General features: G+C 70.1%; 20 protein-coding genes and 1 pseudogene. 2 read left to right on the forward strand and 19 right to left on the reverse strand.

Going from position 1 to position 24,976, the window contains the following annotated elements; all coding sequences use genetic code 11:
• Window positions 1-32 precede the first annotated feature (32 nt).
• From WMF24_RS12645 to rpmH, 8 genes and pseudogenes are all read right to left on the reverse strand, one after another.
• The gene (locus WMF24_RS12645; RefSeq protein WP_437736647.1) at window positions 33-2,174 is read right to left on the reverse strand and encodes an FHA domain-containing protein; all 2,142 of its coding nucleotides are present in this window, start codon (window positions 2,172-2,174) and stop codon (window positions 33-35) included.
• A gap of 229 nt (window positions 2,175-2,403) precedes the next feature.
• Window positions 2,404-3,681, reverse strand: coding sequence for an FHA domain-containing protein (locus WMF24_RS12650; protein WP_437736648.1), 1,278 nt, complete (start codon window positions 3,679-3,681; stop codon window positions 2,404-2,406).
• 269 nt (window positions 3,682-3,950) lie between these two features.
• Window positions 3,951-4,304 (reverse strand): 50S ribosomal protein L19, encoded by a 354-nt coding sequence (rplS, locus tag WMF24_RS12655; RefSeq protein ID WP_437639017.1) that lies wholly within the window; start codon window positions 4,302-4,304, stop codon window positions 3,951-3,953.
• A 292-nt stretch (window positions 4,305-4,596) separates the two neighbouring features.
• Window positions 4,597-5,160, reverse strand: a complete 564-nt coding sequence (locus WMF24_RS12660) for a protein jag (RefSeq protein WP_233561023.1) — start codon at window positions 5,158-5,160, stop codon at window positions 4,597-4,599.
• Window positions 5,153-6,937 carry a membrane protein insertase YidC gene (gene yidC, locus WMF24_RS12665; protein ID WP_437736649.1) on the reverse strand — a complete coding sequence of 595 codons (1,785 nt, stop codon included), beginning with the start codon at window positions 6,935-6,937 and terminating at the stop codon, window positions 5,153-5,155. Before yidC ends, WMF24_RS12660 begins: the two co-directional genes overlap by 8 nt.
• A 335-nt stretch (window positions 6,938-7,272) precedes the next feature.
• Window positions 7,273-7,494 (reverse strand): annotated as a pseudogene (gene yidD, locus WMF24_RS12670) (membrane protein insertion efficiency factor YidD); the annotation flags it as partial.
• Window positions 7,495-7,562: 68 nt separating this feature from the next.
• Window positions 7,563-8,117, reverse strand: coding sequence for a ribonuclease P protein component (rnpA, locus tag WMF24_RS12675; protein WP_437736650.1), 555 nt, complete (start codon window positions 8,115-8,117; stop codon window positions 7,563-7,565).
• Window positions 8,118-8,123: 6 nt separating this feature from the next.
• Window positions 8,124-8,273 carry a 50S ribosomal protein L34 gene (gene rpmH / locus WMF24_RS12680; RefSeq protein ID WP_012235155.1) on the reverse strand — a complete coding sequence of 50 codons (150 nt, stop codon included), beginning with the start codon at window positions 8,271-8,273 and terminating at the stop codon, window positions 8,124-8,126.
• A 373-nt stretch (window positions 8,274-8,646) separates the two neighbouring features.
• Here rpmH and WMF24_RS12685 point away from each other — a divergent pair, with 373 nt between their 5' ends.
• Window positions 8,647-10,290: an OmpA family protein gene (locus WMF24_RS12685; RefSeq protein WP_437736651.1), complete on the forward strand. Its 1,644-nt coding sequence runs from the start codon at window positions 8,647-8,649 to the stop codon at window positions 10,288-10,290.
• A gap of 81 nt (window positions 10,291-10,371) precedes the next feature.
• Here WMF24_RS12685 and WMF24_RS12690 read toward each other — a convergent pair whose 3' ends face one another.
• The 11 genes from WMF24_RS12690 to WMF24_RS12740 form a co-directional block, all read right to left on the reverse strand.
• Complete coding sequence (locus WMF24_RS12690) at window positions 10,372-10,530, reverse strand: hypothetical protein (protein WP_437736652.1); 159 nt, start codon at window positions 10,528-10,530, stop codon at window positions 10,372-10,374.
• Window positions 10,531-10,568: 38 nt separating this feature from the next.
• A complete protein-coding gene (locus tag WMF24_RS12695) occupies window positions 10,569-12,734 on the reverse strand; it encodes a thioredoxin domain-containing protein (RefSeq protein WP_437736653.1) in 2,166 nt (721 codons plus the stop codon).
• A gap of 62 nt (window positions 12,735-12,796) precedes the next feature.
• Window positions 12,797-14,113 (reverse strand): beta-ketoacyl-[acyl-carrier-protein] synthase family protein, encoded by a 1,317-nt coding sequence (locus tag WMF24_RS12700; RefSeq protein WP_437736654.1) that lies wholly within the window; start codon window positions 14,111-14,113, stop codon window positions 12,797-12,799.
• Window positions 14,114-14,162: 49 nt separating this feature from the next.
• On the reverse strand, window positions 14,163-15,038 hold the full coding sequence (locus tag WMF24_RS12705) for an acyl-ACP desaturase (protein ID WP_437736655.1): 876 nt from the start codon (window positions 15,036-15,038) through the stop codon (window positions 14,163-14,165).
• The gene (locus tag WMF24_RS12710; protein WP_437736656.1) at window positions 15,035-15,286 is read right to left on the reverse strand and encodes an acyl carrier protein; all 252 of its coding nucleotides are present in this window, start codon (window positions 15,284-15,286) and stop codon (window positions 15,035-15,037) included. Before WMF24_RS12710 ends, WMF24_RS12705 begins: the two co-directional genes overlap by 4 nt.
• 3 nt (window positions 15,287-15,289) lie before the next feature.
• Complete coding sequence (locus tag WMF24_RS12715) at window positions 15,290-16,174, reverse strand: class I SAM-dependent methyltransferase (protein WP_437736657.1); 885 nt, start codon at window positions 16,172-16,174, stop codon at window positions 15,290-15,292.
• Window positions 16,161-17,978: a fatty acyl-AMP ligase gene (locus tag WMF24_RS12720; protein WP_437736658.1), complete on the reverse strand. Its 1,818-nt coding sequence runs from the start codon at window positions 17,976-17,978 to the stop codon at window positions 16,161-16,163. The genes WMF24_RS12715 and WMF24_RS12720 overlap by 14 nt, the downstream gene beginning before the upstream one ends.
• A 485-nt stretch (window positions 17,979-18,463) precedes the next feature.
• Complete coding sequence (locus WMF24_RS12725; RefSeq protein ID WP_437736659.1) at window positions 18,464-19,543, reverse strand: DUF4340 domain-containing protein; 1,080 nt, start codon at window positions 19,541-19,543, stop codon at window positions 18,464-18,466.
• A gap of 27 nt (window positions 19,544-19,570) precedes the next feature.
• A complete protein-coding gene (locus WMF24_RS12730) occupies window positions 19,571-21,412 on the reverse strand; it encodes a GldG family protein (RefSeq protein ID WP_437736660.1) in 1,842 nt (613 codons plus the stop codon).
• An 8-nt stretch (window positions 21,413-21,420) separates the two neighbouring features.
• Window positions 21,421-22,155, reverse strand: coding sequence for an ABC transporter permease (locus tag WMF24_RS12735; protein WP_437736661.1), 735 nt, complete (start codon window positions 22,153-22,155; stop codon window positions 21,421-21,423).
• Window positions 22,156-22,160: 5 nt separating this feature from the next.
• On the reverse strand, window positions 22,161-23,354 hold the full coding sequence (locus WMF24_RS12740) for an ATP-binding cassette domain-containing protein (protein ID WP_437736662.1): 1,194 nt from the start codon (window positions 23,352-23,354) through the stop codon (window positions 22,161-22,163).
• Window positions 23,355-23,724: 370 nt separating this feature from the next.
• Between WMF24_RS12740 and WMF24_RS12745 the strand changes: the two genes are divergently transcribed.
• The gene (locus WMF24_RS12745) at window positions 23,725-24,972 is read left to right on the forward strand and encodes an aspartate kinase (RefSeq protein WP_437736663.1); all 1,248 of its coding nucleotides are present in this window, start codon (window positions 23,725-23,727) and stop codon (window positions 24,970-24,972) included.
• Window positions 24,973-24,976: the final 4 nt, after the last annotated feature.

Genomic DNA, 24,976 nt, shown 5'->3' on the forward strand with positions numbered 1-24,976 from the left:
CGCTCGGGGCGTGAGGCCGGGCCTCGGACACGCTACTCCAAACGGACGCTGAACTCGACGGGGCCGAACCGCAAGGACGCGCCGGGAGGCACGGGCGTCCACACCGCCGCGGCGACGCGCTGGCCGTTCACGTAGGTCCCGTTGTTGGACCCCTCGTCCCGCACGAAGAGCTGGCCGGCCTCGAGCTTCAGGCTCGCGTGGGTGCCGGACACGCGCGGCTCCGAGAGCGCGATCATGCACGCGGCGCCGTCGCGTCCGGCGCGCACCTCGGGGCCGGGGAGCACGGTGAAGATGCCCGCCGGGCCCGAGAGCGTCGCCCGGCTGGCCCCGCCCGGGAGCGGCATCATCGGCCCGCCGCCGTAGCCGAAGTCGCCCGGCGGAGGCGGCGCGGGCGCGTACGGCGGCATGGCGGGCCCGCCGCCGGCCACGATGGGCCGCGGCGGCGCGGCGGCCACCGCGCCGCGGCGACGGTTGCCGCCGCCGCGGAAGATGGAGACGAGCAGCAGCACGATGACAACGCCGCCGAAGGTCACGCCGCCGATGAGCAGGTACGGCAGCGGCGCCTCCTTCGCCTTCAGCGTGAGGATCTTGTCGGCCGTGACCGCGCTCGTCCGGCGCGCCTGGTTGTCGTAGACGATGAGGCGCGCCGTCATCTGGTCGCCCTTGCCCACGAGGAACTTGTCCGTGTCCGGGAGCTCGAACTCGACGACGCTGTCGCCCGCCGAGATCGCCTTGCCGCGCATCCCGCCCTCGATCAGCGTCCGCTGGGCCTTCTTCGCGTCCTCGATGTTCCCGCCCTGCAGCGACTGCGGCGCCGCCTGGTTCTTCGGGACCATGTAGATCTCGGCGCGCTGCGTGTTGCCCCCCCAGCAGAAGTTGCCGAAGATCTTGACCGTGCCGCCGGGGTGGAGCGGGTCCTTCTTCGCGGCGCGATCGGTCGCCTCGCGGTCGATGTCGAGCGGCCACGCGGTGGGATCGATGCCGACGGGGACGTTCTGGAACGTGGCGTCGCCAGCGATCGGCGGATCGGTGTTGATGAACGCGAGCTTGAACGTCTGCGTGATGCTCGGCGCGACGCACGAGACCCGCCACTTCACGATGTGCATCTTGTTGAAGCGGGTGCGGATCGCGTTGACGATGTTGGCCGCGCGCCGCTGCTGGCCGTCGCGCACCACGCTGAAGAAGCCGCCGATCTCGGTGTTCGCGAGCGCCTCCATGAACTCGCGCGCGTTCGCGGAGAACTCCTCGACGAGCCGGCTCGGGAACCAGATCGACACGATCGGCACCGGCGTCTTCGGCAGGACGTCGTTGTTCTCGGGGAACCGCCCCTTCGTGAGGTAGTCGCGGAGGAGGGTCGCCGCCGCGGCGTTCGAGCTCGGATCCGCGCCCGCGGAGCCGTTCGAGAGGACGACCATCGCCTGGTGCATCGGCACCTGGACCCCCTGGCCGGCGTTGCCGAGCTCCTTGAACGCGTCGGTCGCGGCGTTCTTGATGATCGTGAAGAGCGGGCGCGTGCGGCCCTGCGTCGGGTACGTGCGCGTGACGCCGGCGATCGACTGCGCCGCCGTCTGCTTGTTGCTCACCCACTTCGAGTCCTCGACGACGCCGCGATCGTTGAAGAACATCACGTCGACGATGTCGTTCGGCTGCATCGCGTTCACGAACGCGCTCGCGACCGCCTTCGCCTCGTCGAAGCGGGCGCCCATGCTCGACGCGGCGTCGATCAGGATGAGCCACGCCGTCCCGACGCCCGGCTGGCCGGCGCTGTCGCCCCACCGCGCCTTCGACTCGAACTTCGCCGGCAGATCCGTCCCGTCGACCGTGACGGAGAAGATCGCGTTCTTGTCCGGGAAGTCGAAGGACGAGTAGAGCGCCGACGGCTGCTCGAGGGCGTCGGCGACGCAGTCGAGGTTCGCGTCGCCCGTGAGCGCGGCGCAGTTGCGGGTGAGGTCGCTGAGGCGCTTGTTCTGTACGACCTCGAGCACGGTCGTGAGGACGGGCGAGCCGTCCACGGTGCTCGCGCGCGGGTCGACGCGGAGCAGGTGCGCCTCGGGGGCGGCCTCGGCGCGGCCTTGGCCGGCGAGGAGCGCGAGGACGGCGGCCGCGAGCGCGAGGAGCGGGGCGCAGAGCGTGGCTCTTGCCCCGCGCCCCCCGCGACGGGCGGGGGCGCTCATGGAGTGGATCGGGCGAGTCGCGTCATGAGAGGGGATCATGCGTGGGGATCTCCAGCGAGCGCGAGGGAGCAGAGGAGCGCTCCCCGCGCGAGCGGGGCGGCCGCCGCGCGCTGGCGGCGGCTATCCGGTTGGTTTTCACGCAGCCTGGCCGGGGCGCCAGGTGCCGGTCGAACGTCGCGGGGGAAGGGGGCCGGGCGTGGCAACGGCTCTCCTCGTGCGATGGGGCCCGTCAAGCGCGCGCGGCCACGCTGAACAGGATGACGCTGAAGCCGCCGAAGCGGATCTTGTCGCCGTCGCGCAGCTCGCGTCGGCCCTGGAAGCCGATCGCCTCTTCGTTGTGGAACGTGCCGTTGGTGGAGCCGAGGTCGGCGAGGAGGAGCCGACCGCCGTCGACCTCGATCGTCGCGTGGTGCGTCGACGTCGTCCCGTGCGCGATCTCGATGTCGACCTTCTGCCCGGTCTCGGCGCGGCCGACGACGTTCTTTCCCTGCCAGAGCGGCCAGAACCTGCCGAGCGGGTCGTCCTGGAAGCTCACGAGGAAGCCCGCGAGCGTGCGGCGCTCCTGCCCCATGCTCCCGGCCCGCGGCGGCACGGACGGCTGGCGCACCGCCGGCGGCGCGGACACGTACGGCGGCGGCGGCGCCGGCAGCGGCATGCCCTGGTGGGGCGGCGGGGGCGGAGGCGGCGGGGGCGGGGGTTCGTACGCCCCGCCGAGGCCGCCCGGCTGCCCCAGGGGCGGCGGTGCGGGCGGCCCGCTCTGATTGGGCGGATAGGCCCCGGCCTGGTTGGGCGGGTAGGCCCCGGCCTGGTTGGGCGGATAGGCCCCGGCCTGGTTGGGCGGGTAGGCCCCGCCCTGGTTGGGCGGGTAGGCCGTCTGGTTGAAGGCGTCGCCGCTCATCTGGATGCCGTCGAGGGCGATCGGGTGGCCTCCCTCCATGCAGAACGAGCCGCCTGCCGGGATCGCGTGCCCCTGGACGCAGCGCGCGCCCTGCGGCTGCGGCGGGCCGAAGCCCTGCTGCGGCCGAGGGGCTCCCGGATAGCCGCCCTGCTGCTGCTCCGGGAATCCCGGCGACGAGCCGTAGCTGCCGGCCGGCGGGCCGAACGCGGGCGGCTCCGGCGGGAACGGCGGCGGCTTCAACGGCAGCGGAGGAGGCGGCTGGGGGCCGCCGAAGCCGCCCGCGTTCGGCCCGAAGGGGGGAGGCGGCCCGAAGCCGGAGCCGCCGCCCTCGGGCGGCAGCGGCGGGAAGCCGGGAGGCGAGCCAGGAGGAGCCGGAGCCCCGAAGGGCGGCGCCGGCGGGGGCGGACCAAAACCGCCGCTCGGCGAACCGAAGTTGGGAGGCTCGGGGGGCGAGCCGAAGCCCGGAGCAGGAAACGCGGGCGGCGGGGGCGGCGGCGGAGGCGGCGGCGCTCCGAACGCTCCCGGCCCGGACGGGGCGAGCGGCGAGGCGCAGACAGCGCAGAACTTATCGGCGGGGGTCGCGGGCGCACCGCAACGCGGACAGAGCATGGTGATCCTTCTCGGGTTTCGCGGCGCCGGGGGCACCGCCGCCGCGAGCATACCGTGGGCGCTCGGCCGAGGATCAAGAAGAAGTATGCGGGAATCCTTGCTGACGGCCGCCAATGCGGCCCGCGCGCGAGCGCATATCGCCGCGCAGCGCGCAACGGCCCCGGCGCCGCGCCGCCGGAGCGGACGCGCGCGATACCAGAGGGCGGCTGCCCGCAGGGCAGCGCGATCTGCGGGGGTCTCTCTGCGACCGGGACGCCGGCCGGTGAGGATCAGTCCTTCGCGTCGCGGACGCGGGCGGCCTTGCCGGCGAGGCTGCGCAGGTAGAAGAGCCGCGAGCGGCGGACCACGCCGCGCGAGACGATCTCGACCTTGTCGATGCGGGGGCTGTGGAGGAGGAAGATGCGCTCGACGCCGACCGTGAAGCTCACCTTGCGCACGGTGAAGGTGCTCCGGACCCCGGCGCGGTGCCGCTTCAGCACGACGCCCTGGAACACCTGGATGCGCTCCTTCTCACCCTCGACGATCCGGTAGTGGACGCGCACCGTGTCGCCGACCCGGAAATCCGGGATCCCCTCGCGGAACAGGGGAGCTTCGATCTTCGCGAGGATGTTCGAGGTCTGCATGGTCGGTCAATCCTTCAAAGGGTCGGGGATCCGTCTTCGCGGTCCCCTGCTCTAGGGGCAGGGCCGCCGCCGTTCGTTGGCTGCGTCCGGCGGAGCGGAGGCCGCGCGCGGCCGTGTGCTTCACGCGATGAACGCAGATGCAGCCCGGTTGCGGTTCCGGGAGCATGGACGCGAGCGCATGCTCGCGCACCTCCCCGGGGGGTACCGGAGAGGTGCGGCATTATGCATGCGGGCGATCTGCTGTCAACGGCGGCAACAGCGCGGATGCGCGTCGCGTTCTGTCCGGGCGGGCTCAGCGACGGACGGGGATGATCTGCACGCGGCGGGCTTCTCCCTCGCCGTCGCTCTTCGTGACGACGCCGGGGAACTTCGCCAGGGCCAGGTGAACGACGCGGCGGTCCTGCGGGTTCATCGGCTCGAAGGTGATGATCTTGCCTTCCTCGACCGCCTGCTTGCCGAGCCGGCGCGCCATGGAAGAGAGCGTGTCCTCGCGGCGCTGCCGGTACCCCTCGGCGTCGATGATCACGTGGCGCCGCTTCTTGCCGGGCCGGTTGATCACGCGGTTGGCGAGGAACTGCAGCGCCGAGAGCGTCTGCCCCTTCTTGCCGATCACGCGGCCAGCGTCCTTCCCCTCGATCTCGAGGCGGATCTCCTCGGGCGGATCTTCCTCCTCGTTCTCGAGGAGGTCGACGGTGCAGTCCATGCCCATCGCCGCGAGCACGTCGATGACGAAGTCGAGCGCGATGTCGGCGCGCCCGTCCTCCACGAACTCGGCCGCGTCGCCTGCGCCCTGCGCCTCTGCGTCGACATCGACGTCCGCCGCGTCGATTCCCCTTTCGGCAGCTTCACTATCCACGGACACGTGCTTTTCCCTTTCCGAGAGCAGGCGCCGACTTGTCGTCGTCGCCGGGAGTCTTCTTCATCGCGGATTGGGGCTCCGCGGTCGCGACCTCTCGCACCTCGATGCCGCCGGCGCGCTCGTCCCTCGCCTTCAGGTACCGCTCGACGAGCACCTGCTGCCCGATGCCGAGCCAGGTGTTCGTCAGCATGTAAACGCCGAGGCCCGCCGGGAGGAAGAGCATCATCGCGGTGAAGATGCCGGGCATCAGGTAGAGCATCATCTTCTGCTGCGCCGGGTCGCCCTGCGGGGGCATGAGCTTCTGCTGGATGAAGCTCGACGCGCCGAGGACGATGGGGATGATGAAGTACTTGCCCGGGGCCGACAGGTCCGGGATCACGGGGCCGAACGGGGTGTGGTAGAGCTCGACCGCCGTCTGGAGCGCGGTGTAGAGGGCGAACCACACGGGCATCTGGAGCAGCATCGGGAAGCAGCCGATGACCGGGTTCGCGACCTTGTTCTTGCGCCAGAGCTCCTGCATCGCGAGGCCGCGCTGGGTGGCGTCGTCCTTGTACCTCGCGTTGAGCTCGTCCATCTCCGGCTTCAGCTTGCGCATCGCCGCGGCGCTCTTGATCTGCTGGATGCTCAGCGGGAAGAGCAGGATGCGGACGGTGATCGTGAGCAGGCAGATCGCCCAGCCCCAGCTCCCGACGGCGCGGTAGAGGACGTAGAGGTACGAGACGAGCAGCTTCGCGATCGGCGAGAACCAGCCGAGGTTGATGACCTCGCTCGTCTCATGGCCCACGGCGGCGAGCAGGTCGCGCTCCTTCGGGCCGGTGAACGAGAGGACCTTGTAGGTCACCGCGCCGCCGGGCGCGAGCTCGTGCTCCGGATAGGCGAGCCGCGCGCGGTAGACGTGCCCGAAGCTCGGATCCTGGGCCTTCTGCGGGTGCTTCGACGTGTCCCAGACCTCCTCGATCTGCGTCTCTGCCGCCGGCTGCCCGGGCCCCTCCAGCGGGACCGCGATCTTGCTGAAGTAGCTGCTGGAGACCGCGACGAAGCGCGCGTTCCCGGGCGTGCGCCGCCAGCGCTCCGGGGTGAACTCCGGGTCCTTGAAATCCTCCGGCTCGAAGGCGTCGGGGTGCTGGCGCTCCGTCTTCTGGTCTGTCGCGGCGACCGTCTCGGTGATCCACTCCGAGATCAGGCCGAGGTGGCCCTCGGTCTCCTTCTGGGTGCGCCACGCGGTCTGCTCGACGGCGAACCGGTGCCTGCGCGGCTCCTGCGCGAGGTTCTCGACAGTGACCTGCAGCGTGAGCTCGAAGGGGCGGCTGGTGGCGGCGACGACCTTGGTCAGCCGCGTCGCGTCGTCGGTATAGGTGAACGTGCAGCTCTTGCCGTCCTGCGCCGAGAGCTTCCAGTCCAGGTCATCGTACGGCACCTGCTGCGCGTTGCCGCCGGGCAGGCGCAGGTCCGTCCTGAGAGGCATCCTCGACTCGAGCGACGTGGTGACCAGGTCCATCGGCCTGGGCTCGCCGTTCCCGACCGTGTACTTCGGGTCGGTCATCCAGAGGTGCCGCACCGACGCGCCCCGCGTGGACAGCTCGGCCTTGAAGCGAGGTCCATCGATGACGCATGTCTCCGCGGGAGCGCGCTCCGCGGGGGCCGTGCTGTCGTTGACGTCGAGCGGCTGGAATTGCTCCTCGGCGCTGCCGAAGAGGAGCGGCCTGCCGTACTGGAGGAACAGGAAGATGGCGAGGCCGAGGAACAGCCATTTGGCGATATTGCTGCGTTCCATGAAGTCCTTCGTCGGTCCCAGGATCTCGACCCGCGCCCCTGGCGGCCTGGATCTCGTGACGCCTCACGAGGCCGCCCAGGGTCGCTCCGGATGGGCTTCGCTCCGTGACGTGTCGGGCGCCGCGCCGCCGGGGCCGAGTCGACGGTCGCGCGGGATCAGTCCATGAGATTGACCCGGCCGCTGAAGCCCGCCTGCCGGGCAGGCGAGGCGTGCGAGGCGAGCTCCGTGCACTCTGTGCGATCTGTGCAAGCAGACGAACAGCGCGCCGCATCCCGCCGGTCAGCGTCCCGTTGCGGCAGCGCCTGGGCCGCCGCACCACGGCGGAGACGAGGTGGAGGAGGAGGGTCGAACCCGCCCGGATGAAACGGGTGACACCTACACAGTCGTCTGAGCGAAAGCAAGCTCCCCCGAAGGGCGCCATGCCCCTGGATGCAGGCCGCGGCGTACCGCGAGCAGGACGGCTCGAACCGGCAGACCGGCCCCATCAACGCCACGATGACCCTGGAGAGCGTCATCTGGTAGACGCGGATCAGCGCGAGGAGGAGCTTCGCCAGCATGCGGTGACCCGTGGGAGAGCAGGGAGCTTGGGGCTCGGCGCACCACGGCGCAAGGCTGCGCGGCATCATCATCGGGATCGGGGGCGCGCCGGCCCAGCCGGATCCTCCGCGCCGCGCTCGTCCGCGCCGCGCGTCCCGGAGGCGGGCGCGCCGGCGCTCGGCGGCGCGGCGGCGACCGCGTCACGCGCCCGGCGGCGGAGCACCGGGACCACGCTGCGCAGCTCGGCGAGGACGTCCTCGAGGCCGAGCGAGCCGGCGCCGGTGCGCAGGATCACCACGATGTCGACGTGGTCCGGGAAGAGCTCCGGAAACCTCCGGAATGCCTCCCTGAGCAGGCGCTTCGCGCGGTTGCGGGCTATGGCGCCGCCGACCTTGCGCGAGGCGACGAGGCCCAGGCGAGGCGTCACCGGCGACGCGGCCGCGTCGCGGAGCGAAGCTCCGCAAGCGGGCCCGCCGCGAGGCCTCGCGGCGACGGGGGCCGCGACGAGGATCAGCAGATGGCGGGTGGTGACGCGGTGGCCGCCGTTCTGGATGCGGACGAAATCGGCCCGCTTGCGGATGCGCTTCGCGCGCGGGAAGGAAGCGGCGGACGCCGACGAGCGCAGGCGCGCTGGCGTCGCCACGCCGCGTTACTTCTTGTAGATGGTGGGCGCGAGCCGGGCGCGGCCCTTGCGGCGGCGGTTGTTGATGACCTTGCGACCGCCGGCGGTCGCCATACGCGCACGGAAGCCGTGGGTCCGGGCGCGGCGGGTGTTATGGGGCTGGTAGGTGCGCTTCATGGCTGGTGGTCCCTTGGCGTTCTGGACCGCGAACGGCGGCGTCCTGGCCGCACGTCAAGCGGGCGCGCAAGAAAGCACGGCATACGGCTCAGGTCAACACCAGACGACGCGGCGCGGCCCCGTTTCGCCGTTCTCTCTCACCTTTCTAGGTACCTGGGTTAGCGTGTAGCCTCCGATCGACCGCGACGGCCGTTCTAGACGGGTCACAGGAGGGAATTTGGCGCGCACCGGAGGACACAAGGGGGAAAAGCCGCACGTGACTGCGCGGAGCGTCAAGCGCCGCGCGCTGGGCGCTGCTGCGGCGGGAGCGTTGTTCCTTGGCGCGCTCCCTGCGAGCGCACAGACCAGAACGTTCTACCTGGACCGGCTCACCATGGCCGGCGCTCCCGAGGACTCGATCGCACTCTGGCGGCCGCAGGTGGCGCCCGAGACGCGCTTCTTCGGGCAGTTCGGGCTGGGCTTCGGCCTGAACCCCTTCCGGGTCGAGAACATGCTGAACGACGAGCGCTCCGCGGAGCGGTTCAGCAGAGAGCACGGCGCGCCGGTTTCCTCGCAGTTCATCGGGTACCTCAACGGAGGCGTCGAGTTCCTCGACCGCTTCAGCGTCCAGGTGGGGCTGCCGTTCATCGCCCTCCAGACGAGCAACCAGACGAACGACTCGTCCATCGCCGGCGCGCGGGACGCGGCGAGCCCGTCGACCGCCGCGATCATGGACATGCGGCTCGAGGGGCGGGCGATCCTGTACCGCTCCGACGATCGCTCCTTCAAGCTGGGCGTCAACGCGGCGGCGTGGGTGCCGACGGGCCACGGGTACTCGTTCTCCGGCGACAAGAGCACGAGCGCGCTGGTCGGGCTCTCGGGCGAGATCGACCTCAAGTCGATGTTCTTCGTCCTCAACACAGGGGTGCAGTTCCGTCCGTTCTCCTCGCTCAACGACTTCAACGTGGCGAGCGAGTGGCGCTGGGGGGTCGGCGGCTTTGTTCCGCTGCGGAACGGGACCTTGCGGCTCGGCGCGCAGATCTTCGGATCCACCGGCCTCGGCCGGAGCACGACGTTCACCGGAGACAACACCCCGCTCGAGTGGATGGCCGAGGGGCGGCTCGCCCTCGACGAGAAGAAGAAGGGGTGGCTCGGCCTCGGCGGCGGCACGCGGCTCAGCGGCGGCTATGCGCCGGATTTCCGCCTGGTCGGGGTCATCGGCTACGCGTTCGGCATCTCGGACGTCGAGCCCGCGTCGCCCGGCAGGCGCTTCCAGGCGCCCCCGCCGCGCGCCGCGGACACGGACAAGGACGGCTATCCCGACGACATCGATCTCTGCCCGACCGATCCCGAGGACGGCAAGCCGCCGAACCCGAGCGACGGCTGCCCGGCGCTGCCCGATCGCGACGGCGACGGCATCCCGGACGTCAGCGACAAGTGCCCGGATCAGCCCGAGGATTTCGACAAGATCAACGACGCCGACGGCTGTCCGGAGGACGACGCCGACGAGGACAGCATCGCGGACGCGAAGGACGCCTGCCCGAAGGAGCCGGGCCAGCCGAGCCCCGAGCCGACGAAGAACGGTTGCCCGCAGTTCATCCGCCGCATCACGGGGTCGAGCGAGATCCAGATCCTGAAGCAGGTGCAGTTCGCGACCGGCAGCGCGCGGATCCTGCCGAACAGCTACGGCATCCTCGACGAGGTCGTCCGGCTGCTCAAGGTGAACCCGGAGATCACGCTCGTCGCGATCGAAGGCCACACGGATAACCGCGGCCCGGACCAGCTCAACGAGAGGCTCTCGAACGACCGCGCCCACTCGGTGAGGACGTACCTGATCGAGCGTGGCGGCATCGACCCGGCCCGGCTCACGGCGGCGGGCTTCGGGCCGAGGCGGCCGATCGACACGAACGACACGGAGGCCGGGCGCCAGAAGAACCGCCGCGTCGAGTTCCACATCCGGGAGAGCAACACGGGCGGCGGCGACAAGACGGGCGGCAACAACGCCGGCGGCGGAAGTGGCGGCACGGTCACGCCGTAGCTGCCGGGTCGGAGCGGCGCGCGCGGGAGCTCTGCTGTTCGCGGTCCTCTCGTTCGCGTGCCGCCCCGAGCAGGGCGCGCCCTACCAGTGCGAGTGCACCTTCGTCACCGATTTCGACGACGACTCGAGGCTGGACGTGGAGATCTGCGCGCCGAGCGAGGAGCGCGCCGAGGGCCTCGGGCGCGGGTGCGCGCAGACCCACGCGCCGGGCCCCGTGTCCGGGTGCTCGTGCAAGAGCATCCCGGGGCGCGGGGCGTGTGAGCTCCGCGCGTGCCGCACTACCCCAAGAGAGCCCTGAGCTCGGCCGGCCCCGCGACCGGGGCCGAGCACGTCCGGCCGCGGCAGACGTAGGCCACGGCCGCGCCGGGGCGCGCCGGCTTCCCCTCGGCGACGACCTTCACCGCCGCGGCGCTCTCCGGACGCGCCGGATCCACGACCACGACCGCGCGGTTCGGCAGGTAGACCTTGAACGCCTCGCGGGCGAGGTCGCCCGTCGCCGCCGAGCTCGCCTCGCCGACGACGACGACCGTGACGCTGCCGCGCGCAAGGCGGTCGAGCGCGCACACGGTCTGGCCGAGGCCGAACGGGTTCTCGTGCGCCGCCGGCGCGAGAGCCTCGAGCTGCCGCTCGGCCGGTGCGAGGTAGCGCTCGTCGGCGATCTCGGCGAGGCGCAGGCAGAGCTGCGCCGCCATCGAGACGGCGGACGGCGCGGCCTGGTCGTAGATGTCCTGCGTGCGGGCGATGAGCGCGTCGCCGTCGTCGGGCGTGAAGAAGAACCCGCGCGCCGCCTCGTCCCAGTGGTGCGCGATCATCGCGTCGGCGATCGCGCGCGCGACGCCGACGTAGCGCGGATCGGAGGTGGCCTCGTACAGGTCGAGCGCCGCGTTGCCGAGGTACGCCTGGTCGTCGAGGAACCCCGGCCGCACGTCGCCCGCTGCAGCGCCGCTGCGCTCGGCCCTCGCGCCGCCGGGCGCGCCGTCCTTGAGGTAACGGCCGACGCGCCCGCCGCGCACGAGCTTCCGCTCGAGCACAGCAAAGGCGCGCGCCGCGGCGTCGACCCAGGCGGGCTCATCCAGCGCGCGGCCCGCGTCGGCGAGCGCGCCGATGAGCAGCCCGTTCCAGCTCGCGAGCACCTTGTCGTCGCGCGCCGGCCTGGGCCTCGCCTCGCGCGCGGCGAGCATCCTGGTCCTGGCGCGCGCGAGCGCCTCGCGGCACCGATCGAGGTGCGTCGCGGCGCCGTCGTCTGCGTCGAGGATGGCCGCGGCCTGCTCCACCGTGCGGTGCTGCGAGAGCACCGTGGCGCCGGTGTCCTCGAAGTTGCCCTCCTCGGTGATGTCGAACACGAGGCGGGCCATGTCGACCGCGAGCTGATCCTCGCCGACCGCCGCGCGCAGATCGTCGAGCGTCCACACGAAGAACTTGCCCTCGCTCCCCTCGGAGTCTGCGTCCTGCGACGCGTAGAACCCGCCCTCCGGGTCGCGCATCTCGGCGAACAGGTAGCCGACGATCTCGCGCGCCGTCTCGGCGTAGATGGGCTTCTTGAACGCGCGGTAGCCGTCGACGTAGAGGCGCAGGAGGAGCGCGTTGTCGTAGAGCATCTTCTCGAAGTGGGGCACGAGCCAGCGCTCGTCCGTGGAGTAGCGGTGGAAGCCGCCGCGCAGGTGATCCCAGATGCCGCCGTCACGCATCCTGTCGAGCGTGAGCTCGACGCTCTCCGCCGCGACGCGGTCGCCCTCCAGCGCGCCGCGGCGGAGCAGCACGTCGAGCGACATCGTGCTCGGGAACTTCGGTCGCGTGCCGATGCCGCCGTGGCGGTTGTCGAAGCGCGCGAGGAGCGCTCGCGACGCGCGCCGCAGCAGGTCCGACGAGGCGGGCTCGGCGTCGATCGCGGGCCTCGCCGCGCTCGCTGTCCCCGCGGCGCGCGCGGGCGCGCGCTGCGTGCGCTCGATGGCCTCGGTGATCTCCTGCGCCTGGAGCTCGACCTCGTCGCGCCGGTTCCTGTACGCGTCAGCGACCGCGTCGAGGACCTTCGGGAAGCCGGGCATGCCGAGCTTGTCCTTCGGCGGGAAGTACGTGCCCGCGAAGAACGGCCGCTGATCGGGGGTGAGGAACACGGTGAGCGGCCAGCCGCCGCTCCGGCCCATGAGCTGCACGACGAGCTGGTAGATGTGATCGAGGTCGGGCCGCTCTTCCCGGTCGACCTTGACGTTCACGAAGAGCTCGTTCATGCGACGGGCGATCGCCTCGTCCTCGAACGACTCGCGCTCCATCACGTGGCACCAGTGGCAGGCGGCGTAGCCGATGGACAGGAGGATCGGCCTGTCCTCCCTCCGGGCGAGGTCGAGCGCCTCGGCGCCCCACGGGTACCACGCGACCGGGTTGTGCGCGTGCTGCAGGAGGTATGGCGACGACTCGTTCGCGAGGCGGTTCGTGTGGGCTGCCATGGAGCCCACCTAGCGCCGGGCGGAGGGGACCGCCAGCCGGGGCGGCCGGGGCGCCGGAGCGCCTACGCGCGCTCCAGCACGAGCGCGCAGTTGTGCCCGCCGAACCCCGCCGAGCACTTCGCCGCGTAGCGCAGGTCGACCCCTCGCCGCTCCCGCACGATGTCCAGGGACCAGCCCGGATCGATCTCCTCCACGTTGATCGACGGGTGCAGGAGCTGATCGCGGAGGGAGCACACGACAGCGATCGTCTCCACGGCGCCGGCGCCGCCGAGCAGGTGCCCCAGCATCGACTTCGTCGCCGAGATGGGGATGCGCGCGAGGCGCTCGCCGAAGACGCGCCGCAGCGCGAGCACCTCCGCGGCGTCGCCCTGCGGCGTCGATGTCGCGTGCGGGTTGATGTAGCCGATCGCCTCCGGCGCGGCGCCCGCCCGGGTGAGGGCGCGCTCCAGCGCGAGCGCGAGGCCGACCCCGCCGGAGTGCGGCCGCGTGAGGTGCTCCGCGTCCGTGGTCATCCCGAAGCCTGCCACGTAGGCGAGCGGCCTCGCGCCGCGCGCCCGCGCGTGCTGCTCCTCCTCGAGCACGAGCGCGCCGGCGCCCTCGCCCATCACGAAGCCCTGGCGGCGCCGGTCGAACGGGCGGCTCGCGCGCGTCGGGTCGCCGTCGATGGCCCGGGCGAGCGCCTTCGCGTTGCCGAACCCCGCCACGGTGTTGAGCCGCGTCGCGGCCTCGGCGCCCCCGGCGACCATCACGTCGGCCTCCCCCGCCTCGATCATGAGGGCCGAGGTGGCGATCGAGTGCGTGCCCGTCGCGCACGCGCTCGCGAGGTTGTACGACGGTCCCATGAGCCCGTAGCGCATGGAGATGAGCGCCGCCGCGCCGTTCGGCATGACGCCCGGGATGAAGTAGGGCGACACGGCCCGCGGTCCGCGGGCCGCGCTGCGGGCGACCTGCTCCTCGAAGATCTCGACGGAGCCCATCCCGGTCGACATCAGGCATCCGACCCGGGTCCTGTCGAGCCCGCCGTCCGCCGCTGACGCCGCGGAGCCCGCCGCCGAGCCCGGCGACGGCGCGCCCTCATCCTCCGCCGCAGGGGCGCGCTGGATCGGCGCGATGCCCGCCTCGCGCAGCGCCTCCACCGCCGCCGCGAGGCTCAGGTGGGTCACCCGGCCGTAGATGTCCGCCTCCTTGGGCGACAGGTACTGCCCGACGTCGAACCCCTTCACGCTGGCGGCGATGTCGCTGCGGAGCTTGTCGACGGGGAAGTCGCGGATGTAGTCCACGCCGGAGCGACCGGCGAGGAGGTTCTGCCAGGTGGTCGCGGCGTCGTTGCCCAGCGGGCAGACGGCGCCGATACCGGTCACGACGACGCGCCTTCGCATCGGGATGCTCTTCTCTCTACGTCGGGGGGAAAGGGCCAGGGAGAGGGGCTCAGGCGGAGAGCGCCTGGGGGGCGTCGCTCAGGCTCGGGGCGCCTGCGAGGCCCTCGATCGACGTGTCGCGGCGGCGCTCCCCGCCGCGGCGCAGGTCGAGCGCGGCGCGCTGGGCGGCGAGCATCTCGTGCCGGCCCACGCCGAGGTACTTCAGGATCGGCATGTAGACCTTCTGGATGAACACGTTTCGATCGACGCCGGCCTCGCGCATCTTCAGGATGCGCGAGTCGTAATCGGGGACGATCCCGACGCCCGGCATCTCGAAGTTCGCGAACACGTGCGCCATGTCCGCGAGCGTCCCCTGCCGGTCCTCCTCGAGCAGCACCTTGATGACGCTCTGGTAGAAGCGGCAGTGGGCGATCTCGTCGCGGGCGATGTAGTCGTAGATCGTCCGCAGGCACTCGTCGTTCTCCACCGCCGCCCGCTCCCGGTGCTTCACGTAGATGACGAACGTCGCCATCTCCTGCACGCAGCCGTAGAACGTCATCTGCCGCGGCGTGTGGAACGGGAGGTTCCACTGCTTCGCGAAGATATTGTGCTGCAGGTCGGTGAGCTGCTCCTCGGTGCGCTTGCCCGAACGGAGGAGGTACTGCATCAGCGTGAGCGAGTGCTTCGACTCCTCGTAGGCCCAGTTCGCCTGGAACCACGCCTGGCCGAAGTAGCTCCGCACGAGGTTGATGCCGTTCGACACGTAGTCGGGCAGGTACATCTCGACCGAGCAGAAGGTCTCCGCGCAGAGCGCGAGCTCCTCGCTCGCTTCCTTGTTCACGCGATCCCAGGGGATGTCCTGGAAGACGTTCCAGCGGCGCTCGCGCTCCGCCTTCTCGAAGAACGTCATGTACTCCCGGAAGATCTTCTCCTCGAGCCGGCTCATGCGCTCGCCTCCAGCCGCTCTCCGACCTTGTTGCAGAGGTCGCCCACGGTGATGAGCTCGACCAGATCCTCGTCCGGGATCATGATCCCGAGCTCGGTCTCCATCTCTCCGACGATCTGCATCATCGAGAGCGAGTCGATGCCGAGCTCCGTGATCACCGACGCCGCGGTGACGTTGGGGAACTCGCGCTTGTCCACGCGCGCGGCAACCGTCTTGAACATCTCGAGCAGATTGGTCTTGTCCGTCATGGTTCAGTCGATCCTGCGAAGCTCGTATTGAGCGAGGGAGCTGTAGTGCTTGTCGAACGCGTTCACGCACGTCGACAGGTAACGATCGTAGTCGTCGAAGACCTTGTCCCCCCACGTCGACCGGATGGTCTTCTCGTTCAGCCTGAGCCGGCGGAGCCACTCTGCGGTGGTGCGCTGGTAGTGCTCGCGCCGCGTGTTCACCTGCATCACCTCCCAGTAGGGGTTCGCCGCCTGGATGATGTCCTCGAGCCGCGGGTTCAGGCCGCCGGGGAAGATCTCCTTGGTGACGAAGTAGATGTCCTCCAGCTCCTTGCGCGTGCCGGCCGGGAGCCCGCCCCAGGGCGTCATGCGCGGCGTCCTGTTGCGGAGGATCGTCTGGAGGCCGAACCAGGCGCCCTTGTTCGTGAGCTCCCAGGCCTTCTTGAAGTAAGCCCGGTAGATGTCGATCGCCTTGCCCTGGCGCGCCTCCTCCGGCGAGCACAGGTGGTCGATCATGCAGATCGAGATGAGGCTGTCGAACCGCTCGGTCGTCGTGAACGTGCGGAAGTCGCCGCCGATCACCTCGACGCCCGGGATCTTGCGGGCGTTCACCTCCGCGGCCTGCGCGGTGGACAGGGTGACGCCGACCGCGCGCTTCACGCCGCGCGTCGTGGCCACGTACTCGAGCGCCGCGCCCCAGCCGCAGCCGATGTCGAGGACCTTCCTCTCGGGCGTCACCTTCGCGAAGTCCGACAGGATGCGGAGCTTGTTGAGCTGCGCGGCCTCGAGCGACTGCTCGGGCGACTCGTAGACGGCGCACGTGTAGTTCATGCGCTCGTCGAGCCATAGCCTGAAGAACTCGTTCGAGACGTCGTAGCTGACCTCGACCTCGGCCTTACTGGATCCCATCGATGACTCCTTCGACACGTGCCGGGGCGCCGCCCGCGCGGGCCCCTTCGGTTCGCGACGTCGTCCCGCTCGGGCGGTCCACGTCGGCATGGGCAGAGGGCAGGACGCCCTCGTCGACATCCGAGGCGAGCTCGAGCTCGCCGGCCTCGTAGCGCCGCTTCATCTCGCGGCGACGCACCTTGCCGCTCGACGTCTTCGCCAGCGTCCCGCGCTTGATGAGCGCGACCTCGGAGAGCTGGACGCCGAGCTCGGCGCGCACGGCCTGCGTGATCGCCTGCGCGACCCCGGCGACGCCCCGCTTCACCTCGGCGACGACCACGGCCCGCTCGGCCCCGGAGGCCCCGAGGCACGAGAACGCGACGCAGTGCCCCGCGCGCGCCCCCTCCACGGACGACGCCACGCGCTCGATGTCCTGCGGGAAGTAGTTCTTGCCGCCGAGGATGATGAGGTCCTTGGAGCGGCCGCAGAGGTACACCTCGCCGGCGACGGTATAGCCGAGATCGCCCGTCCGCAGCCAGCCCCCGCCGAAGGCGGCCTCCGTCTGCTCCGGCTCGTTGAAGTACCCGGCCGCCACGCTCGGGCCGCGCACCCAGATCTCGCCCACCTCGCGCTCGCCGAGCGGCGCCCCGTCGGGCCCCGCGATGATGAGCTCGTGGCAGGGGAGGGGGCGCCCGCACGACACGAGCTCGAGCGACGCGCCGCCGTTCGCGGGCCGCGCCTTGCCGGCCTGCATCGCCTTCGCGTCCACGCGGTCGGTGGTGAGCGGGGCCTCGAGATCGCTGAAGCTGATCGCCAGCGTGGCCTCGGCCATGCCGTACGACGGCAGGATGCTCTCCGGGCGGAGCCCGCGCTTGCCGAAGCGGTCCAGGAACGCGCGCAGCACGTCGGCCTGGATCGGCTCCGCGCCGCACCCGAGCGCGCGCAGGCAGGAGAGATCCCAGCTCCCCGCCTGCGCGTCGGTGACGGCGCGCGTCGCGAGCGCGAAGGCGAAGTTGGGGGCGAAGGTGATCGTCCCGCGGAACCTGTGGATCGCGTCGAGCCAGAGCGAGGGGCGGCGGATGAACGCCGTCGTGGGCAGGAACATCACCGGCACGAGCGCGTAGAGCGGCGCGATGACGAAGCCGATGAGCCCCATGTCGTGGTAGAGCGGCAGCCAGCTCACGCCGCGATCGTCGGGGGTGGAGCGCAGCCCGTCGAACATGATCGCGTGGCTGTTCACCGACAGGTTGCGGTGGGTCACCATCACGCCCTTCGGCCGCGAGGTGCTCCCCGAGGTGAACTGCAGGAACGCGAGATCGTCGAGCGACACCTGCCAAGGCTCCGACGCGGCCGCGGCGTCGAGCCCCTCGGGCTCGCGCAGGTCGCGCTCGACGACGATCTGCAGCGCCGGCGCGTCGGCGGCCCCGGCGTGCCCGTTCGCCGCGAGGTACGCCTCGATCATCTCCTTGAGCTGCTCGTTCGTGACGAGCACGCGGGCGCCGGACGCGGTGAGGATGTGCTGCACCGTCTCGCTGTACGCCTCGAGCTTCGCCAGCGACTGCGGCGGATACATCGGGACGGCGACGATGCCGGCCGTGAGCGCTCCCACGAAGGTGAGGACGAACTCGTCGGCCTCGGTCAGGATCAGGGCGACGCGGTCACCCTTGCGGAGCCCGAGCTTGCGGAGCGCGTACGCCCTGCGCTGCGCCTCGAGCCAGAGCTCGGCGTAGCTGACCGAGCGCTCCTCCCCCGAGCTGCGAACGAACGTGACCGCTCGATCGGCGTGCACCGCATTCTGCTGGAGGACTTCGACGAACGTTCGCATGGCTGCCTGACATCTCAGACCGACTGGACGTAGGTATCCGTCCCACAGGGACGCCCCGGGCCTGAGTGAGCGCAGCCATAAGCGAAATCCGGACCAGGGCAAACAGAAAACAATGATGTCCAGGATCCGAGCCTGATTTCGCCGCGCGGGCCCGCCTCGAGCCACATGGGCCCGCCTCGAGTGACGAAAAATCGTGCGCAGAGTGCGTCGAATATTCGTCACATGACGCCCAGGGCGCGAACGGGTTTTCGCGTGTCTCCGGGGGGCGCCGTCCGGCGCTGCCGTCGATGCCGATTCGGGCGCTGGCGCGGGCGGGGGCGCCGCCGCGACCGATTACCACGGCTGCCGGGGTGTTGCCTCGGGTTCTCCGCGGCGCGCTCCGCGCGGCGGCTCGCGAGCCCTCCGGCGCCCAAAACGCGAGAGGCGCCGGTCTCCCGGCGCCTCTCGATCGAGCGCGCCTTGCGCGCGCTCACGCGCGACGCCGGCTACTCGGGATGGCCCATGTCCATGTGGCCCGCGGCCTCGTCCTCATGGGCGTCTTCGCCCTTCTTGTCGTCCTTCTTCTCGGCCTTCTCGAACTTCTTCGGCTCCGCGAGGGCCCAGTCGGCCGACCACGACGAGATGACGTAGATCGTGCCGTCTCCGCCCTCCTTCGTCGCGTAGCGGCTCTGCCCCTTCGCCGTCTTGCCGACGTTGATGGTGAAGTCGCCGGCGTCGTCCTTCAGCTTGATCTTGATGACGCCGCCGTTCGCGATCGGGTCGTCGAGCCCCGTGTCGGAGGCGGGCTTGCCGTCGCCGAAGTCCTCCGCGCCGAGGCCCTGATAGGCGCGGAGCAAGTCCTTCACCTTCTCCGGGTCGAGCTTCTCCCACTTCGCGCCCGCCGGGCCGAGCTTGCCGGCCTTGCGCGGCGCGAACGTGCCGGACCACACGTCGCCGTTCTTCGAGAAGCTGAACAGGCCGTTCTTGTTCTCGACCGAGGCCTGGATCACGTTGTCGTCCTCGAACTTGAGGATCGAGTTCTCGCGCCAGTTCTTCGCCTCGCGCGTGTAGAGGTAGCTCGAGTAGCCCCCCACGACGTACACGCCGTCCTTGCCCTCGACGCGCGCCATCTGCCCGCGCGAGCCGCTCTTGCCGAAGTAGATGTCGAGCGCCTTCTCGTCGCCCTTGTAGGCGACGAGGTGGAGCGCCTTCTCGTCGGTGAGCTCGTACTGCCCGTAGGTGGCGGTCGTCCGGTCGATCGCCTCCTTCATCTTGAGCTCCTTCAGGTTGTCGAGGACGCTCCGCACGTTGGCCGTGTGCGCCTTGGCGCTCACGGGCTTCGTGACCTCCCACGTGTCGCCCTTCTTCTCGAGCGTCACGTCGGACTTGTCGGCGTTCTTGATCGAGATCTTCGTGATCTTCTCGACGTCGTCCTTGGAGAACCCGACGCTCGGCAGATCCGCCGTCGCGGCGGTCGCCGAGTGCGCCTCGCGCTCCGCTCTCTCTCGCTTCTGCGTGAAGAACACGCCGACGCCGAGGAGCGCGAGGACGACGAGGGCGATGTAGATCTTGTGCTCGGTCTTCATGGCTCTTTCACCCCACGGGGCTCTGGCTCAGTCGAGCTTGATGTTCTCGCGGGCGCTCTCGCGCCGCCGCCACCGGACGAGGCCGAACGCCGCGAAGAGGGCCGCCGGCAGGATCGTGAGCGTCCACTGCACGCGCTGCTGCACGTTCTTGCGCTCCGCCCTGTACTCCTCGGCCTTCTTGGCCAGCGTGGCCTCGTCGTCCGTGGCCTCCTGCTTCGGCTTCTCGATGTCCGCGTAGGTCAGGTTGGTCTCGCTGAACATCTTCGCGGTCGCCGCGAGCAGCGTGCTGTCCCCCGCCATCCAGTCGAGCGTGTTCTTGAACGCCAGGATGGTGGCGGTCAGGTACTTCTGCGCGTACGACTGCGACAGCATCTGGAGATCCTCGTCGCCGCCCATCCCGCCCATCATCTGCATCTGCGGCGGCATGGGGGGCGGGTTGCCGGAGCGGGCGAACGGGTTCGCGAGGAACTGCGACGCCGAGATCACGAGGATCCGGCCCCGGTCCGCGCTCTCCGCGGGCGCCGAGATGCCGAGCCCCTCCTGGCCGCCGAAGGCGCTCTTCAGCTTGCCCTCGATCGTCACCGCGATCGCGCGCTGCGCGTACTCGCCCGTCGGCTTCCAGTCGGCCGAGAACTTCATGTCGATGTTCTCGGACGTGTCGACCGTGGTCTTCGGGGTCGAGCGGGCGACGACCTTCATCGTCGCCTCGGGCTGCTTCTCCGGGTGCGGCACCAGGGTCGACGGGAAGGGGAAGGCGAGCTCGGGCAGGCGGAAGAAGCCGGGGAACGACGAGTCGAGGATCTGCTCGTTCTCGTCGAACCGGCTGTCCTCCTGGAGCTGGAGGATGCCCGGCGCGCGGAACCACATGAGCTGGCCCGTCTGCGTCTGCACCGGGATGGCCATCGAGCGGCTCCAGTCGAGGATCGCCTCCTTCTTCATCTCGACGCCGTAGCCGTCGAGCAGCTTCTCGAGGCCCCAGGTGTTGAGCGTCGCCTTCATCGAGGGGTCGGACGCCTTGAGGTTCACCGCGCCGGCGAACACGGCGAGCGCCTTGTTGCCGAGCATCAGGAACTGGTCGATGCGGCGCAGCTCCTTCTCGGTGAACTCCTTGCCCGGCTGGGTGATGACGATGCCGGCGAGCTCCTTGTTGATCTCGTTGTCGCCGCCCTTCAGGTCGACGTCCTCGAACTTGTAGAACGGGAAGTGGTGCTCGAGCAGCGCGCGCATCGAGGGGCCGCCGCGGCCGCCCTGCGAGGGGACGAGGTTCGCGTCGCCGAGCTTGATCTCGTCCTTGCCGGTCACGACGCCGATCTTCGTCTCGATGCCGTCCGCCTTGTCGCGGATCTCCCGGATGGTGTTCGTGATCCAGAACTCGAGGCCCTGCGCCTGGTCGGGCGAGAGCATCGGGATCGCCTCCTTCTCGCTGCCGTACTTGAAGGCGATGCCCATGAACCCGCGGGTGATCGTGGCCTGGTCCTGGCCCGTCTCGCTCCCCTCGCCGAACGCGGCCTCCTGGAGGCCCGCCTCCTTGGCGGCGGCGCGCTGCTCGTCCGTCTTGGGCTCGATGATCGTGTAGTGGAGCTTGCCGTTCGAGGCCTGCTCGTACTCGTTCATCAGGTCGGTGAGGTCCTGGATGAACGCCTCGTGCTTCGGGAGCCCCCGGGTGACGTAGACGTCGATCTGGAGATCCTGCTTGAGCCCCTCGCGGACGAGGTGGGCCGAGCCCTTCGAGAGGGTGAACCTCTCGTTCTTCGTCATGTCGACGCGCTTGTAGGCGCTCAGCGAGATGACGTTGGCCACCACGAGGATGGCGGCCACGATGGCCAGATAGACGCCTGTCTGCGTCGCGGCTTTGGCTTTCCGTTCCATGGTAGTCCTTACGCCCACTTCCTGCGCTCGAGCGCCCTGAACGAGGCCATGAGGCAGCCTGCGGTGACCGAGAGGAAGAAGACGATGTCACGAGTGGACACCATGCCGCGCGCGAACGGCGCGAGGCGGGTGTCGAAGCTGATGAAGGAGAGGACGTCGCGCACGAAGGCCGGGGCGTAGTCGGAGAAGTTGTCCACGCCGTGCAGGAACGCGAGCACCAGGAAGGTGATGAAGAACGCGATCACCTGGCTGTCGGTCAGCGACGAGATGAGGAGGCCGATCGAGACCGCCGCCGCGCTGTAGAGCACGAGGCCGATGTAGCCCGAGACCACCGGCCCCGTGTCGAGCGCGCCGAGGTGCCAGGGCCACGTGAACATCAGGATCGGGTAGAGGATCGTCGAGAAGACGAGCACGAGCACGAGGCCCCACGCGCCGAGGAACTTGCCGAGGACGACCTCGTGGTCCTGCACGGGGAGGGTGATCAGCATCTCGAGCGTGCCGCTGCGCTTCTCCTCCGCGAGGAGCCGCATCGTGATGACGGGCACGATGAGGAACGAGAGCCCGACGGGCGCCCACGTGAAGAGCTGCACCAGCGAGGCGCGGTCCGCCTGCCAGAAGCCGCCGTTCATGAAGAAGAAGATGACGCCGAGCGCGATCAGCCCGAAGCAGATCACGACATAGGCGAGGGGGGAATCGAAGTTGGAGCGGAACTCCCGCTTCGCGATGGTCAGGGTGGTGCTCATACCGTTCAGCCCTTCTTCTTGGCCGGCGCTTTGTCCTCCGCGCCTTCCTCGTCGTCGCCGTCGTCGCCGTCCTTGGCGTCCTTGTCGTCGGCGCTGTCGTCGTCCTCGTCCTCGTCTTCGTCCTCGTCGTCGTCGGCCGCGGCGTTCGCCTCGTCCTCGTCCTCGTCGTCGGTGATCAGCTTGCGGCCGCGGTCCTTGCGCTCGTCGCCGCGCGTGAGCGACTTGAAGACGTCCTCGAGGCTCTGCGAGTCGCGGCGCATCTCGAGGAGGAGCCAGCCCTTCTGGACGATGAGCTGGAAGAGCTCGGGCCGGATGTCCCCGCCGAGCGCGCCGAGGAGCTGGAAGCTGTGGGCGCTGTCGTCGGTCGGCAGCTCGGTGACGCTCGTGACGCCGGGCAGCCGGGAGAGCGCCTCCTGGACCTCCTGGGCCGTCGGGGGCTTGCGGCTGCCGGACCGGTAGCCCTCGCCGCCCTCGAAGACCTTCTTCTCGTGGACGGTGACGACGTACCGGACCTTGCCGCTCTTGGCGCGGATCTCGTCGAGCGGGCCGTCGGCGACGACACGCCCCTTCGAGACGATGATGGCGCGGGCGCAGGCGGCCTCGACCTCGGAGAGGTTGTGGGTGGAGAGCAGGATCGTCCGCTCCTTGCCGATTTCCTTGATGTAGCGGATGACCTCCGCCTTCTCGTTCGGGTCGAGGTCGCTCGTCGGCTCGTCGAGGATGAGGATCGGCGGGTCGTGGACGAGCGCCTGCCCGAGGCCGACGCGCTGGCGGTAACCGTGGGAGAGGGTGCCGATGTCCTTGCCGAGCACCTGGGCGAGGCCGCACACCTCGACGATCCCCTTCATCCGCTTCTTGAACACCGACTGATCGAGCCCGCGCATGTCGGCGACGAAGGAGAGGTATTCCCAGACGTTCATCTCGCCGTAGAGCGGGGCGCGCTGGGGCAGGTACCCGAGCTTGCGCCGCACATCGAGCGGTTCGTCGAAGACGTCGTAGCCGTGGACCCGCGCCGTCCCGGCCGACGCCGAGATGAAGCAGGTGAGGATGCGCATCGTCGTCGACTTGCCGGCCCCGTTCGGTCCGAGGAAGCCGACGACCTCGCCGCGATGGACCTCGAAGCTCACCTTGTCGAGCGCGCGCAGCGACCCATAGCGCTTGGTCAGCGAGCTCGCCTCGATCATCACATCGCTAGCCAAAATGACCTCCTTCGATGGTTCCTTGGACGCGGAGCGCCCTGCTCCGCGGTTCGCCCTTCGCGATCCCCCGCCCTGATTGACGGGCGCGCCGTCGGGGCGCCCTGGATCGCCCATTACCCAGGCGAAAGGCGGCGCCATCGTAGCGGCGGGGGGATCTCTGTCAACAGCGCCGACCCGAAGCGACCGGATCCGGGGGTTTATTCCCGGCGATCGGGGCTCCACTGGGCTCGTAATGTTCGGGCTATCCCGGGTTCGACCCTGGAGGATGGGGGGCGGTTCTTCCGGGACGTGCTGTGTCCGTCTGTCCGTGGTGCTGTTGAAATTCCTCTTGACCCAGGCGTCCACGTTGGACTAGTTGGCCACACCTCGCGTGAGCCTTATCGTCCAGAAGTTCGGCGGCACGTCCGTCGGGTCCATCGAGCGCATCCAGCGGGCGGCCGCGCGTGCGCTTGCAACACAGCGGGCCGGTCATGACGTCGTGGTCATCGTGAGCGCGATGGCCGGCGAGACGAACCGGCTGCTCAAGCTGGCGTCGGACATCGCGCCCGTGCCTGACGCGCGGGAGATGGACGCGCTGGCGGCGACCGGCGAGCAGGTCTCGGCGGCGCTGATGGCCATCGCGATCCAGGCGCAGGGCGGCCAGGCGCGGAGCTTCCTCGGCCACCAGCTCAAGATCCTGACGGACAGCGCCTACACGAAGGCGCGGATCAAGGCGATCGACGCGCAGCGGCTGCACGAGGCGCTCGCCGGCGGCAAGATCGCGGTCGTCGCGGGGTTCCAGGGCGTGGACGACGCCGGGAACATCACGACGCTCGGGCGCGGCGGCAGCGACACGAGCGCGGTCGCGATCGCGGCGGCGGTGGGCGCCGAGTGCGAGATCTACACGGACGTCGACGGCGTTTACACGACGGATCCGAACATCTGCAAGACGGCGCGGAAGATCGAGCGGATCAGCTACGAAGAGATGCTGGAGCTCGCGTCGCTGGGCGCGAAGGTCCTTCAGATACGGAGCGTGGAGGTTGCGATGAAGTATGGTGTCCCGGTGCACGTGCGGTCGTCGTTCTCGGACGTGCCGGGCACGTGGGTCGTCGGCGAGGAGCAGTCGCTCGAGAGCGTGACGGTGACGGGCGTCGCCCTGGAGCGGAACGAGGCTCGGGTGATGCTCGTCGGCGTCGACGACAAGCCGGGCGTCGTGGCGCAGATCTTCAGCGCGCTGGCCGAGGAGAACATCAGCGTCGACATGATCATCCAGAACGCCCCGAGCTACGGCCAGGAGGCGCGCGGCGCGTCCGGCGAGGTGAAGGCGGACGTGACGTTCACGGTCGGCAAGGCCGACCTCCCGCGCGCGAAGCTCGTGATGGAGAAGATCGCCGGCGGCGTCGGCGCGGTGGGCATCCGTTACGAGGAGGACATCGTGAAGGTGTCGATCGTCGGCCTCGGGATGCGCACGCACGCGGGCGTGGCGGCGCGGATGTTCCAGCTCCTCGCGGCGGAGGGGATCAACATCCAGGCCATCTCCACGAGCGAGATCAAGATCTCGTGCCTTGTCTCGACGAAGTACGCTGAGCTCGCCGTGCGCGCGCTGCACGATGGCTTCGGCCTCGGCGCCAGGGCGTAACAGA

The sequence above is a fragment of the Sorangium sp. So ce1335 genome, assembly GCF_051521615.1.
In the GTDB taxonomy this organism is placed as follows: Bacteria; Myxococcota_A; Polyangia; order Polyangiales; family Polyangiaceae; genus Sorangium.

Coding starts and splice junctions, on each gene's coding strand:
- WMF24_RS12645 (WP_437736647.1), bottom strand. CDS start 2,174: ATGAGCGCCCCCGCCCGTCGCGGGGGGCGCGGGGCAAGAGCCACGCTC.
- WMF24_RS12650 (WP_437736648.1), bottom strand. CDS start 3,681: ATGCTCTGTCCGCGTTGCGGTGCGCCCGCGACCCCCGCCGATAAGTTC.
- rplS (WP_437639017.1), bottom strand. CDS start 4,304: ATGCAGACCTCGAACATCCTCGCGAAGATCGAAGCTCCCCTGTTCCGC.
- yidC (WP_437736649.1), bottom strand. CDS start 6,937: ATGGAACGCAGCAATATCGCCAAATGGCTGTTCCTCGGCCTCGCCATC.
- rpmH (WP_012235155.1), bottom strand. CDS start 8,273: ATGAAGCGCACCTACCAGCCCCATAACACCCGCCGCGCCCGGACCCAC.
- WMF24_RS12685 (WP_437736651.1), top strand. CDS start 8,647: ATGGCCGGCGCTCCCGAGGACTCGATCGCACTCTGGCGGCCGCAGGTG.
- WMF24_RS12690 (WP_437736652.1), bottom strand. CDS start 10,530: ATGCTCTTGCACGAGCACCCGGACACGGGGCCCGGCGCGTGGGTCTGC.
- WMF24_RS12695 (WP_437736653.1), bottom strand. CDS start 12,734: ATGGCAGCCCACACGAACCGCCTCGCGAACGAGTCGTCGCCATACCTC.
- WMF24_RS12700 (WP_437736654.1), bottom strand. CDS start 14,113: ATGCGAAGGCGCGTCGTCGTGACCGGTATCGGCGCCGTCTGCCCGCTG.
- WMF24_RS12705 (WP_437736655.1), bottom strand. CDS start 15,038: ATGAGCCGGCTCGAGGAGAAGATCTTCCGGGAGTACATGACGTTCTTC.
- WMF24_RS12710 (WP_437736656.1), bottom strand. CDS start 15,286: ATGACGGACAAGACCAATCTGCTCGAGATGTTCAAGACGGTTGCCGCG.
- WMF24_RS12715 (WP_437736657.1), bottom strand. CDS start 16,174: ATGGGATCCAGTAAGGCCGAGGTCGAGGTCAGCTACGACGTCTCGAAC.
- WMF24_RS12720 (WP_437736658.1), bottom strand. CDS start 17,978: ATGCGAACGTTCGTCGAAGTCCTCCAGCAGAATGCGGTGCACGCCGAT.
- WMF24_RS12725 (WP_437736659.1), bottom strand. CDS start 19,543: ATGAAGACCGAGCACAAGATCTACATCGCCCTCGTCGTCCTCGCGCTC.
- WMF24_RS12730 (WP_437736660.1), bottom strand. CDS start 21,412: ATGGAACGGAAAGCCAAAGCCGCGACGCAGACAGGCGTCTATCTGGCC.
- WMF24_RS12735 (WP_437736661.1), bottom strand. CDS start 22,155: ATGAGCACCACCCTGACCATCGCGAAGCGGGAGTTCCGCTCCAACTTC.